We start from the raw sequence: 13,452 nt of genomic DNA, 5'->3' as shown, positions 1-13,452 counted from the left end.
CCAATAAATAGTATTGGGTTAATTGATGCTCCACTCTATTTGTATAAAAAAGGATATTATAATTTTCTTAAAACTGAGCTGGTAATTTAAATGCTTAAAAACCAAAAAACAAATGATATTCATATAGAAAACTTGGTTGAATTTATTGAACAAATATTAGTAATAAAAAATAACAATAAATTGCAGCATATATTTTATCGTGGTCATTCATGCGAACATTATCGTTTGGAACCATCACTATTTAGGAAAAATGATCAAGATGATTTCTTATATAAAACACAAGAACATATATTATATAGAGAGTTATATTTATCTGAATATAAAGAGTTTATAAATGATAAATATACTTTAGACAAATTAGTCCGAATGCAACATTATTCAATGCCAACAAGATTACTGGACTTAACTTCTAATCCACTTGTAGCGCTTTATTTTGCTTGTAAATCAAATAGAAATAAGAATGAAAATACGGGAGAAGTTATCGTATTTTTTATTGATGATGAACATATTAAATATTACGATTCTGATACGGCTAGTTGTCTTGCTAATTTAGCTAGATTGTCCAATTTTGAAAAAGAATCAATTAATTTTCATAAAGAACGAGAGCGTTTTAATCAACAGCCTAGTATCAAAAAACTCCTTCATTTTATTAAGGAAGAAAAACCTTTTTTTGAACCAAGAATAGATAAAAATGATCTAGTTAATATTATTTGTATCAAAGGAATAAAAAATAATATTAGGATATCATCTCAATCAGGAGTTTTCCTTTTATTTGGATTAGATTCTTATTTAGAAGAAACTGGAAATGATTATATAAAAATTCAGAGAATAAAAATTCACAATCAAAAAAAAATATTAGACGAACTTGATTTACTAAATATTAATGAAAGCACCATTTTTCCTGGAATTGAAAGTTCGGCTAAGTATATATCTCATAAGAACTAAACTTTTTTATAAAGAAATATCATTTTTTAAAACAATGGAATTAAAATAATTCAACTAAAAAATTCATTCAAATAATTTAGAATCAATTAATTATTTCTAATCAATATAACAATCAAAATTGGCTTTATAATAAACATCAATAAAGCCAATCAAAATTCATTTATTAATCAACAATAATTCGACCATTTAATGGCTGTACTGGGCGGTTGTTGTTGTGATGCATGATTGAGTGGAATTTTTCAATTTGTTGTTCTGAGGTGGTCACAGGTTGTTCTAACACAATCCATCTTACACCTTCAGTACACGGTGGTGTTGTTAATGATCCACTAAAGCGATAATAATCGAGTGTTTTAGGAAATAATGTACTGATATCAACAGTTTTGTCTAAAGTTGCTTTGTTATCCACTTCCGTAGGCATTTGCTGCCAAGCCTTCGCAATTTCAGAATTCGCTTCGCCATTATTAAACATTAAGGCGACGACGGTAAGCTCACCAGTTTTATTTTTGTAAACAAAGTGGGGTTCCATTGGATAACTTTTACCTTTAATGGTATTTTCACTTGGGCTGTGAAAATGGAATTGTTGTAACGTAAAGGTTTGCTCATCTAATATTAACTGATTATCACCAGTAACGTTAACCTGAATAGTATGTCCGTTATTAATAATTTCTTGTTTACTTGGTTTGAATGAGAACTTTAAGTTTTCATGCTCTGTCTTTAATGCATGATCGATATTGATCGGTGACTGATTTTTACCATTCTCACAGATAAAATACTCTGCTGATAATTTACCCCAGTTTTCTGGTTTTTCTTGACCTTCATATCCCCAATGAGATGAATGTCCTATAGCGGCACAAGATAAGCTAGTTGCCATTAATACTGCAATTACTACGTTATGTTTCGTTGATTTCACACTTTGGTATTAATTGGAGGGAGGCTGAATTATACTCTGCAAGAATAAGGCTTTCCAGCTAAAACACGCCTTATAAAAAATAATTATATATCGCTGTTCAAACATGGTTAAACGGCGAATTAATAATGTTTATGCAGATAAAAGTGATCTTGAAGTATCTATTGAATGGTAGATATAAAAAAACCTGCTATATAAGCAGGTTCTTAAAAACTGAAATTGGCTCCTCCAACAGGACTTGAACCTGTGACATACGGATTAACAGTCCGCCGTTCTACCGACTGAACTATGGAGGAACACTTAACGGACAAGATATTAACCATCTATGACGATTCTGTCAATCTCTAAAACACTAATTAGGTTTAACTGCTCAGCTTGTAAGCAAATCGAGGTAAAACTATGCTAAAATAGCGAGAAAATAGCATAACCAGTAGAGTAAAATTGATGAAAAAAAATATTTGTGTGTTTTGTGGCGCGAGTGAAGGTAATCGTCCAGAATATCGTATAGCAGCAGAGCAATTAGGTATGACCATTGCTAAACAAAATAGACGATTAATCTATGGTGGTGGCAATAAAGGACTAATGGGGGTTATTGCTAATGCCGTTCTCGCTCATGGTGGTGAAGTTATTGGCATTATTCCTGAGCGGTTAGTTAAAGCTGAAACTGCACACCATGGTATTACACGTTTGGAAGTTGTTGAAAATATGCATCAACGCAAAGCAAGATTAACTGAGCTAGCTGATGGTTTTATTGCTATGCCTGGAGGCACAGGGACATTAGAAGAGCTGTTTGAGGTATGGACAGGTATGCAAATTGGTTATCATGAAAAACCAGTTGCCTTATTAAATAGTCAATTTTGGCAACCTATGCTCAATTTTTTAGAACACGCAGTACAAGAAGGCTTTATCCGAGACAGTTTTTATCGAACATTGATCGTAGCAGATGTTGCTGATGAAATGTTAGAGAGAATGGATAATTTTATCCCAAAAGATTTACAGCGTTGGGTAAAAAAATAGATTAAGGCAAGAATAAAAAAACGCCATCAGATGATGGCGTTTTTAGTTGCATAATGTATTATGCGCTAACTAATTCAGAAGTCTGTGCTTCAGGTTTTTTAATCAATGCGTAAGCGACACCCGCAATAACCGAACCAACAACAATTGATAGTAAATAACCACCAACTGGTTTAACTACGCCAGGGATTGCTAAAGCGAATAGACCACCATGTGGTGTCATAAGCTCAGAACCAAATGCTAATGATAAACCACCAGTGATTGCCCCACCAATAATACAACAAGGAATAACACGTAATGGATCACGAGCAGCGAAAGGAATTGCCCCTTCAGAAATAAAGCATAAGCCTAATACTAATGAAGCTTTACCACTTTCTTGTTCTGCTTTGGCAAATTTTTTGCGCGCAATTAAGGTTGCTAATCCCATTGCTAAAGGTGGAACCATACCACCAGCCATAACCGCTGCCATTGGTGCATATACTTGAGCCGAAATTAAGCCTGTACCAAACGCATAAGCAACTTTATTGATTGGTCCACCCATATCAGTACACATCATACCACCTAAAAGTGCACCTAACAGAACAGCGTTGGCTGTTCCCATTGATTTCAACCATTCAGTTAAAGCTTCCATTAGCCATGCTATCGGCGTACCAACAATAAACTGCATAACTAAGCCTGTAGCTAATGTAGCAAGTAATGGTACAATAAGAATTGGTTTTAATGCTTCAAGTGTTTTTGGTAATGGTAAATACTTAGTAATTAACATTGCTAAGTAACCGGCAAAATAACCGATGATTATACCACCTAAAAAGCCCGCACCAGTAGAGACAGCAAGCAAACCACCAACAAGCCCAGGGGCTAAACCTGGTCTATCAGCAATAGAATAAGCAATATAACCCGCAAGTAAAGGTACCATGAGCGAGAATGCAAGCCCACCGATTTGTGCTAAATGAGATTCACCTACCAGTTTTTGTACGCCATCAACCATTTCAAATGAACCAAAAGCAAATGATAAAGCAATGATTAATCCACCTGCAACCACCATTGGTAACATGTAAGATACACCAGTTAATAGATGCTTATAGACACCTTTCTTTTCGTTACTTGATTTTGTTGTTGAAGCAGAACTAGTTGGTTGATAGATTGTAGCTTCGTTAAAAGCTCTGTCTAATTCTTGTGCAGTTTTTTTAAGAGCTGGACCGGTTTTAGTTCGGTACATCTTTTTACCTGCAAACTTACTTAAATCAACGTCTATATCACATGCTACTATCACTAGATCAGCTGAAGCCACCTCTTCTGGAGTTAATTCATTACCAACACCAACCGAACCTCGAGTTTCAACTTTACACCACCAGCCACGTTTTTTCGCTTCTTCTTCAATCGCTTCAGCAGCCATAAATGTATGCGCAACACCAGTTGGACAAGCTGTTACCGCAACAATACGTTTTTGTCCGTTATTTGCTGCTGAAACAGGTGCAGAACTAGCAGATTGATCATAAACAGTCGCTTTGGTTTGTGCATCATTTAGAATTTTTTTAGGATCAGCAAAAACTTCATTGAGATCATTTACCACATAAACTTTTTTGCCAATCACTGATTTATCGCTGATATCACCATTACCAACCGAAATAATCGTATCAGCTGATGCTGCATTATCAACAACTTTGAAATTTAATGAATTAGCGGCTAACACTAATTCCGCTTTAGCTAAACGGCCATTAACTGGGCCTGAATTACTACCTTCTACAATATATATATTCATGAATACTCCTATCCCGCAATTATTTCAATTTTTTCCGACATGTTGGTAACCGCTTGACGGTCTGATACCCCAACACCGGCTTGTTCAACTGATAAAGCGGCAACACTTGATGCAAATACTAAGGTGTCTTTAATTGATTGGTTAGTTAGTAAACCATACATTAAACCACCGACCATTGAATCACCAGCACCAACCGTGCTAACCACCTTACATTTAGGCGGTTTGGCTAACCATGCTTCATGTTTAGTAACCCATAAAGCACCTTTACTTCCTAGTGAAATTACTACGTTTTCTACGCCACCATCGATAAGCTCCATAGCAGCAGTTTTGATTTCTGATAATGTAGTTAGTTTTCTACCAACCCACATTTCGAGTTCTTTATCATTTGGTTTAATTAACCATGGATTAGCTTTCAACCCAGCAACTAAAGCATCACGGCTACTGTCAAACACAACTTTAGGACAAATTGCTTTTACTTGTTTCATCCACTCAGTGAACTTTTCAAGAGATACGCCTGCAGGTAAACTGCCACTAATGGCAACCATATCAATCTCTTTCAACCATTCCAATGAATTAGTCACAAATGTTTGCCAATCTTGCTCGCTAATAGTAAAACCAGAAAAATTAAGATCTGTAACTTCACTGTTTTCTTCGGTTAATTTAACATTAATACGAGTACGACCTTCGACTGTTTGGAATTTATCAGTAACATTTAATGATTCAAACAGTAAATTAAAACCATCACGATTCTCTTTCCCTAAAAAACCACCAACGGTTAATTTAATACCTAAGTCAGATAAAATTTTAGCAACATTGATACCTTTACCAGCTGGCAGTAACGCATTAGTTTGCACTAAATTAACATCACCTAACTCAACTTTAGGACAAAAACCTAATAGATCATAAGCAGGATTTAAAGTGATAGTTGCAACACGATAAGCCATGATTAAGCACCCTCACCTAAGCCGCTTTCAATAGCTTTACCGATTGCATCTAATACTTGTTCAGCATCATCACCAACTGCTGTGAATTGTAAACGACTGCCTTTTTTTGCACCTAATGCAACAATCTTCATTAAACTGGTTGCACTAACTGGTTCATTTTTACCATCGAGATTAGCAACAGTCACTTTACTATTGAACTCTTTTACTAATTTAACTAGCACCGATGCAGGGCGAGTATGCAATCCATTTTCATTAGGAATGACAAATTCTCTGCTTAGCTCACCATTAGATTCACCACTTTCTGATGAAGCACTTGACGTTGTAGATTGAGTTTCTGCTTGTTGTGATGAAACTGACTGCGAACCTGATAATAAAATATTGCTAAAATCATCGCTATTTGCAGTGATTAGTAAGTTTAATTTTTGATTGTAAGCTAAGGTAGCAATGTTATTTACAATAGCTGTAACATTATCATCAACCGCTGCAATGGTAATCAGAAGTTTAACTGGCTTACCGTCTTGGTTTAGCTCACTTACTGTACGACTAATCGCAATTGCATTTTTTAAATTACCTTCACGGCTGTCATTTAACCATACGCCGTCACCCAAATAATTCGGTTTATTATCAAGGACGTTAGTAATAAAGCTAGCATTAACAGCATTTTGTTGTTTTAATCGTGATGCATTTAAAGCTTGTAAAGTAGCTAAACTGTCAGCTTGAATATTTAATAATAATGAAGATTCATTAATAACAAATTGACTATCTTCTAAACTCTCTTTGCCAGTTAAAATAGCGAGAGCTTCATCGGCTGATTGAATATTCTTAATTCTTTCTTCAACACCATCAGCACCAAGTACGTGAGTTAATTGACGAAGTAATTCTAAGTGTTCATCTGAACTTGCCGCAATACCGATGGCAAGATAGGCTTTTTCACCATCATCACCCCATTCTACACCTTCTGGGAAACAGAAAACTTGCACACCGGTTTTTTTAACTAGATGACGAGTTTTAGGCGTACCATGAGGTATAGCAATACCAATACCTAAATAAGTTGCTGCTTGACTTTCACGTTCAAGCATACCATCAACATATCCTTCTCCGACAAAACCAGCATTAGTTAATGCAGCTGCAATTTTCTTAATTGCTTCAGTTTTATTGGTTGCTTGTTCATTTAAATGAATATCTTCTTTAACTAAATGAAACATAAAATAAATACCTCTGGGTTATAATGTTGGGTCAACTAAAAACAACTCAGCAATCCCACAATCGTTCGTTATTGAATAATATTGAATCGTTTCAGCAATAATGAATATAAACTTGTTAATTATCAAGTAAATTATATCTATTAATTCCTAAAGTGTGATCTAGATCGTTTTTTTGAGAAAATAGCGGTCGTTATGACGGCTTAAATTGATTTTTTAGCAATACTTTTTCGACTCAGGCTACCTCGATAAATTAAGCGTCGAGGAATAACTGTGGTTCCTGGCTGATAGCTTTTATTATGTAAACTATCAAATAATAGTTTAATGGTTATTTCTGATATCGCTTTATGATCTTGTGATAACGCAATTATTTTACAAGGTAAGAAATTAAGTAACTCATTATCACCAAAAGTTGCAATAGTTAGATTTTCTGGCAGATGATCAAACTTTTTCAAAATTGCATCAATTGTGCCTTGTAATAAAGAAAAAGAAGTAGAAAAGATACCATCTGGTAAATCATTATATTCTAACCATTGACTAAAGGTAGCCTCAGCATCACGACGACTATAATTATTTGCACATAAAAAATCAACTTTATTGTTACTATTTGATGCAATTTCCTTAAAGCCTTCCATACGCTGCTGGCTAACGGATAGATTGGGTAAGGCACCAATATAAACTACTGTGCCATTAACTAACTGATCAAATGCTTTGGCTAGCATTTCTGAATCTTCTTTATCAGCACCAACAACATTCCTAAACTCTGATACAGATAATATTCTATCTAATGCGAACAGAGGGATATCACTATTTTGCCAACCATCATAAAAGGCATAATCTGGTTCAGCAACAAATGACGAAGATATCACCAACGCATCAACTCGTCGCTGTTTTAAATGCAGAACACACTCTTTTTCAATTTTCGGATCATCTTCAGAACAAGAGAGTAATAATTGATAACCTTCTTTTTTTACTAATTGCTCTAAATAGCTAGCAATTCGATTATAACTGATATTTTCGAAATCAGGAATAATGATACCAATTGTGCGAGTTTTACCTGCTCTTAAACCTGCAGCTACTGCGTTGGGTTGATAATTGTACTCATTTACCACCGCCATCACTTTTGCAATGGTTTTATCACTAACCCGATATTGTTTGGCTTTACCGTTAACCACATAACTCGCTGTGGTTCTTGATACGCCAGCTAACAATGCAATCTGCTCTAATTTCATGACTTAATCTCAAAAAAAAACTACTTGTTATTTAACCTGAACATAAATTAAATGTAAACAAAAGTTATATTATTTATAAATAAATTAAATAATTAAACGTTAGAAATAAAAAAGGATTTAGTTATTTTCTAAATCCTTGTTGTTAAAAAATTTAGATACTAATAATAAATAGCAATATTTTGATTATGAATATTTTCTATTTTGACTGGTGTATCAAAAATTTCCTCTAATATCTTTGAATCCATAATTTGTTTAGGACTGCCTTGATAAACCAGTTGGCCATCTTTCATCGCTAAAATATAATCGGAATAGACTGAAGCAAAGTTAATATCATGAATAACAATCACAATAGTTTTCCCCAGTTCATTGGCAGCTCGTCTTAGCTGTTTCATCATAGCAACCGCATGTTTCATATCAAGATTGTTTAATGGTTCATCTAGCAATACATATTCAGTATCCTGACAAAGTACCATTGCCACATAAGCACGCTGCCGTTGCCCGCCTGAAAGTTCATCTAAAAATCTATCTTTATATTCAGTTAAATTTAAAAATTCTAGGGCACGATTAATATAGACTAAATCATCTTTATTTAATCGCCCTTTAGAATAAGGATAACGGCCAAATCCAACCAACTCAAAAACGGTCAATCGACTGGTAAAACGGTTCTCTTGTCTTAACACAGATAAATAGGTTGCAAGTTTATCACTAGGCGTATTAACCACATCCATATTATGAACTTTTACTTGTCCCTCATCGGCAAGTAATAGACGGCTAATAATTGATAATAAGGTTGATTTGCCTGCACCATTTGGACCAATGATCGCCGTAATACCACCTTGAGGTATGATTGCTTTCACATTTTTTAATACAGGTATGGTTTGATACTTTTTACTAATATTATCAATTTCTATCACATCGGAACCTTTTTCAATAATAAGAAGATAAACAATGAACCACCAATAAACTCAATTACTATCGATAATGCGCCCACCATATTTAGGACCCGCTCTAAAAACATCTGTCCACCAACAAGAAAAATCACGCCTAATAAAAACGCAGTTGGTAATAAAAAACGATGCTGGCTAGAGCCACTAATACTATAAGCTAAATTAGCAATAAGTAGACCTAGGAATGTGAATGGCCCAACTAACGCGGTTGATATTGAGACTAATACCGAAACGAGTAATAGAATGATAGTGACACTTTTCTGATAATCGACCCCAAGATTAATAGCATTATCACGTCCTAATGCTAATACATCAAATCGAAAGCGCATTCGCCATAAAAACAGACCAATAATTGAGGCAATGATTAATGAAAACACGATTAAGACAGGCTCGGCTCGGGTAAATGTGGCAAAAATACGGCTTTGCAAAACAGCGAATTCCGTTGGCGTCATTAATCGTTGTAATAAATTGGAGAAACTACGAAATAGTGTACCTAAAATAATACCAATTAATAAAACCAAATGAAGATTTTGTTTAAGTTTGGTAAATAATCCTCGATACAAAAATAGAGAAAATAAAATTAATAATAATGATTCGAAAATAAATTTACCCACAATACCAATATAAGGAATACCTTGTGCATCAATAAAAAATATTACCAATGTTTGAATCAATACAAACAAAGATTCAAATCCCATTATTGAAGGTGTTAAAATTCGATTATTAGTAACAGTCTGAAAAAGCAAAGTCGACGTTGCAGCAGAAAAAGCCACTAAAATCATCGTTAAAACAATCCAAGTACGATGAGTCAATATATAACTAATATTGCCTTTTAAATTGAATGTCATGAAAAAAATGACACAAAATAGCGCAATACCCAGTAATATCAGTACAGTATTTCGACTTGAAATAAAGCGTTTTTGATTAACCAGCATGACGTTTTTTACTCAACAATACTAAAAATATAACAGCACCAACTACACCAAGGATTACACTAACTGGAATTTCGAAGGGATAGCGAATAACTCGTCCAATAATATCACAGAGTAAAACCAGACCACTACCTAGTAGACAAATCCACGGAATAGTTTTACGAACATTATCGCCAAACAATAAACTCACAATATTAGGAACGATTAAACCCAAAAATGGCAGTACCCCTACCACCACCACAACAATCCCACCAATAAGTGCAATGACAATCAGACCTGTTAGCATTACTCTATTATAATTAAGTCCGACATTAACAGAAAAGTCCCGCCCTAATCCAGCGACAGTAAAACGATCGGCACTCCAACAGGCAAGTAAGGTAATACCACCAACTAACCACAATAGTTCATAGCGACCTTGCAAAATGCCAGAAAAATCACCTGATTCCCAACCACCTAGTGATTGTAATAAATCAAAATACATGGCAAAAAAAGTACAAATTGCACTGATTACTGCGCCAAGCATAATCCCAATAAGCGGTACCATTAAGGCAGATTTAAAGATGATTTTACGTGAGATAAACATAAACAACATCGTGCCAGCCATTGCAAATAAACTTGCCACCACCATTTTCGTCATTACCGTTGCACCAGGAGCAAATACCATCATGACTAATAGCCCAAGACTTGCAGACTGGGTTGTCCCCACTAATGAAGGTTCAACAAACCGATTTTGCGTAAGTAATTGCATAATTAAGCCAGCAACACTCATAGCGCTACCGGCTAATAGTAATGCTACCGTTCTAGGAACACGACTAACAAGAAAGATTTGTCGCATATTACTATCAGACCAAAGATCGGCCAACGTCACATGCCCAGCACCAATAAACAGACTTAATGCAGCCATTGCTATTAAAAGAGAAATGCCTGCAATAAAATAAACCGTTTTTGTCATAACTTATGATTAGTTGGCTGATGTTTTTTGTAAAACATCACTTATTTGGTCGATTAATTGACTATAAGTTTGAATACCACCAGAGATATACATTGAAGTTGAATCTAAATAAACAATATGATTTTGTTGCCATGCATCAGTTTTTTGGATTAATTCGTTATTTAGAACTTGTTGTGCTGATTGAGCTTCTTTATTACCAATTGCATTGTCTCTATCTAACACAAATAACCATTGTGGATTAACACTTAACACAAATTCAGAAGTCACTGCATTACCATGACGTCCAGCTTCTTGGAAAGTTGTTGCAGGTTTGAAACCTAATACATCAAAGATAAAGCCAAAACGTGATTTAGGGCCATAAGCAGACATTTTACCACCATTAACCATAATCACTAAGGCAGTTCCTGCTGTATCTGTTTTAGGTTTTAGTGTTTCAATTTTTTGGTTAAAATCAGCAATTAATTTTTTAGCTTCTGCTTGTTTAGCAAAAATATCGCCTAACTGTTCAGTACGCTCGGTTAAGCTAGCTACAAAATTATTAGGATCAATATCAAGCGAAATAGTTGGTGCAATATCACTTAATTTTTTATAAACATCATTGGCACGGCCACCTGCGATAATCACATCAGGTTGTAATGAACTTAACACTTCATAATTTGGTTCAAATAAAGTACCAACATTGGTATAAGCTTTATCAGCATACTTTGATAAGAATTCTGGGAAATGTACATCCGATTGTGGAACACCGGTTACAGGAATATTTAATGCATCAATAATATCCAGTGTCGCTGTGTTATAAACTACCACTTTTTTCGGGTTTTCAGGAACATCTGTTTTACCTTGAGCATGTTCAACAGCTATAGTTTTATTAGCTACTGGTGCTTCTTGTTTTTTATCGTCACAGCCAGCTAATACAAATAAAGCGGCTAGTAATACTAAAAATTTAACTTTGATAGATGAATACATTGTAACTCCTAGTTATTAGCTTAGTCCAAAAGCGAATGGATGATAAATAGAATAATTATCATTTGCATTCGATTGTAACTAAAAATAAATAAGTGTTCAATGAACTTTAAGCAAACAGTAAAATAATAATAAATAAATTGGTAAAAACATTAGATAATAACATTATGACTTATTGCCGAAAAAATCGGCATGCTATCATAATCAATTATCATCTGATAATTCTTTGAGTTTTCTTGTTAAAGTATTTCTCCCCCAGCCAAGCAGATTCGCTGCATCTTGCTTATGTCCACGAGTAAAATTAAGTGCACACTTTAATAAAATTTTTTCAACATCACTCACTGTTTGCGTCAAAATTCCGGTTTTACCAGCTAATAAGGCTTGTTTAGCCCACAGTTCTAACAGTTTTTTCCAATCGGTTTCTGGTAATATCTGATTGGTTACATTTTTAATAACCTCATAATTAGTTGGGGCATCAGAAGCCGATAATTGTAATAGTTCTGGAGGTAAATCTTGCACATAAACTTCATTATTGGATGACATTACTGTTACCCAACGACAAACATTTTCTAATTGCCTTACATTGCCCGGCCAATTGAACAGACATAAAAGATTAAGAGCATCAGGGCTTAGCACTTTACTTTCAACACCTAATTCTTTGGCGGTGGTACGTAAAAAATGTTCAGCTAATTTAGGTATATCTTGCGCTCTATCACGTAATGGTGGCAATAAAATACGAATCACATTTAGCCGATGGAACAAATCTTCTCTAAATTTACCTTCCCTTACTCTAGCTTGTAAATCTTGATGCGTAGCGGCAATTATACGTACATCAACTTTTACAGGTGAATAACCACCTATCCGATAAAATTGACCATCAGCAAGAACTCTTAATAACCGAGTTTGCACATCCAATGGCATATCACCAATTTCATCTAAAAAAAGCGTTCCACCGTTAGCTTGTTCGAATCGACCATGCCTTATTTGAGCGGCACCAGTAAATGCACCTTTTTCATGCCCAAATAGTTCCGATTCAATCAGATCGTTAGGAATAGCAGCCATATTTAAGGCAATAAATGGTGACTGTGAGCGTGGACTATGAGTATGCAAAGCTTTAGCCACTAACTCCTTACCCGTTCCTGATTCACCATTAATAAGTACGCTGATAGATGATTTAGAGAGTCGTCCAATAATACGAAACACCTCCTGCATGGCGGGTGCTTCACCAATAATACCCGTAGAAGCTTTGCTGGTAGAGGAACTATTAGGTTTATTACTTTGACTTTGTAAAATAGCCCGCTCAACCAACTGAATTACTTCATCGACATCAAAAGGTTTAGGAATATAATCATAAGCTCCCTTTTGATAAGCATTCACTGCAGCATCAAGGTCTGAATGAGCAGTCATAATAATCACCGGTAAATTAGGCATTTGCTCTTTAATATAATTAAGCAAAGATAACCCATCAATACCCGGCATTTTAATATCGGATAATAATACTGCTGGCTTCTGTGGATGATTAACTAAAGCATCAATCACTTCTTGACCACTTGAAAAACTAATGCAGTTAAAATGAGCGTTAGTAAGCGCTTTTTCTAAAACCCATCTAATTGAACTATCATCATCAACAATCCAAACATTCATTGTCATTA

At 34.8% G+C, this 13,452-nt stretch carries 12 protein-coding genes and 1 tRNA gene; 2 read left to right on the top strand and 11 right to left on the bottom strand.

Features of this window, described 5'->3' with window-relative positions:
• Nucleotides 1-90 precede the first annotated feature (90 nt).
• Nucleotides 91-945 carry an FRG domain-containing protein gene (locus B6C84_RS08095; protein ID WP_086353803.1) on the top strand — a complete coding sequence of 285 codons (855 nt, stop codon included), beginning with the start codon at nucleotides 91-93 and terminating at the stop codon, nucleotides 943-945.
• A 163-nt stretch (nucleotides 946-1,108) separates the two neighbouring features.
• On the opposite strand, the gene B6C84_RS08090 is transcribed toward B6C84_RS08095, so the two are convergent.
• Both B6C84_RS08090 and B6C84_RS08085 read right to left on the bottom strand, forming a co-directional pair.
• Nucleotides 1,109-1,816: a carbonic anhydrase gene (locus B6C84_RS08090; RefSeq protein WP_086353802.1), complete on the bottom strand. Its 708-nt coding sequence runs from the start codon at nucleotides 1,814-1,816 to the stop codon at nucleotides 1,109-1,111.
• A 256-nt stretch (nucleotides 1,817-2,072) separates the two neighbouring features.
• Nucleotides 2,073-2,148 (bottom strand) — tRNA-Asn (locus tag B6C84_RS08085).
• Nucleotides 2,149-2,296: 148 nt separating this feature from the next.
• Between B6C84_RS08085 and B6C84_RS08080 the strand changes: the two genes are divergently transcribed.
• Nucleotides 2,297-2,869, top strand: a complete 573-nt coding sequence (locus B6C84_RS08080) for an LOG family protein (RefSeq protein ID WP_086353801.1) — start codon at nucleotides 2,297-2,299, stop codon at nucleotides 2,867-2,869.
• A gap of 58 nt (nucleotides 2,870-2,927) precedes the next feature.
• Here B6C84_RS08080 and fruA read toward each other — a convergent pair whose 3' ends face one another.
• From fruA to glnG, 9 genes are all read right to left on the bottom strand, one after another.
• Nucleotides 2,928-4,628, bottom strand: a complete 1,701-nt coding sequence (gene fruA / locus B6C84_RS08075) for a PTS fructose transporter subunit IIBC (RefSeq protein ID WP_086353800.1) — start codon at nucleotides 4,626-4,628, stop codon at nucleotides 2,928-2,930.
• An 8-nt stretch (nucleotides 4,629-4,636) separates the two neighbouring features.
• Nucleotides 4,637-5,572 (bottom strand): 1-phosphofructokinase, encoded by a 936-nt coding sequence (gene fruK, locus B6C84_RS08070; protein ID WP_086353799.1) that lies wholly within the window; start codon nucleotides 5,570-5,572, stop codon nucleotides 4,637-4,639.
• Nucleotides 5,573-5,574: 2 nt separating this feature from the next.
• Nucleotides 5,575-6,777, bottom strand: coding sequence for a fused PTS fructose transporter subunit IIA/HPr protein (gene fruB / locus B6C84_RS08065; RefSeq protein ID WP_086353798.1), 1,203 nt, complete (start codon nucleotides 6,775-6,777; stop codon nucleotides 5,575-5,577).
• Nucleotides 6,778-6,977: 200 nt separating this feature from the next.
• Nucleotides 6,978-8,006 carry a catabolite repressor/activator gene (gene cra / locus B6C84_RS08060; RefSeq protein WP_034900747.1) on the bottom strand — a complete coding sequence of 343 codons (1,029 nt, stop codon included), beginning with the start codon at nucleotides 8,004-8,006 and terminating at the stop codon, nucleotides 6,978-6,980.
• A 158-nt stretch (nucleotides 8,007-8,164) separates the two neighbouring features.
• Nucleotides 8,165-8,920, bottom strand: coding sequence for an iron ABC transporter ATP-binding protein (locus B6C84_RS08055; RefSeq protein WP_086353797.1), 756 nt, complete (start codon nucleotides 8,918-8,920; stop codon nucleotides 8,165-8,167).
• Nucleotides 8,917-9,888, bottom strand: a complete 972-nt coding sequence (locus tag B6C84_RS08050) for an iron chelate uptake ABC transporter family permease subunit (RefSeq protein ID WP_034900751.1) — start codon at nucleotides 9,886-9,888, stop codon at nucleotides 8,917-8,919. The genes B6C84_RS08055 and B6C84_RS08050 overlap by 4 nt, the downstream gene beginning before the upstream one ends.
• Nucleotides 9,878-10,837: an ABC transporter permease gene (locus tag B6C84_RS08045; RefSeq protein ID WP_086353796.1), complete on the bottom strand. Its 960-nt coding sequence runs from the start codon at nucleotides 10,835-10,837 to the stop codon at nucleotides 9,878-9,880. Before B6C84_RS08045 ends, B6C84_RS08050 begins: the two co-directional genes overlap by 11 nt.
• 9 nt (nucleotides 10,838-10,846) lie before the next feature.
• Entirely contained in the window at nucleotides 10,847-11,803 is a 957-nt protein-coding gene (locus B6C84_RS08040; RefSeq protein ID WP_217331984.1) for a siderophore ABC transporter substrate-binding protein, read from the bottom strand.
• 201 nt (nucleotides 11,804-12,004) lie between these two features.
• A complete protein-coding gene (gene glnG, locus B6C84_RS08035; protein ID WP_086353795.1) occupies nucleotides 12,005-13,450 on the bottom strand; it encodes a nitrogen regulation protein NR(I) in 1,446 nt (481 codons plus the stop codon).
• Between the last annotated feature and the right edge of the window lie 2 nt (nucleotides 13,451-13,452).

The sequence above is a fragment of the Gilliamella apis genome (genome assembly GCF_002142155.1).
In the GTDB taxonomy this organism is placed as follows: Bacteria; Pseudomonadota; Gammaproteobacteria; order Enterobacterales; family Orbaceae; genus Gilliamella; species Gilliamella apis.
The sequence above is the reverse complement of the archived record's forward strand: the minus strand, read 5'-3'. Positions and strand labels throughout refer to the sequence as shown.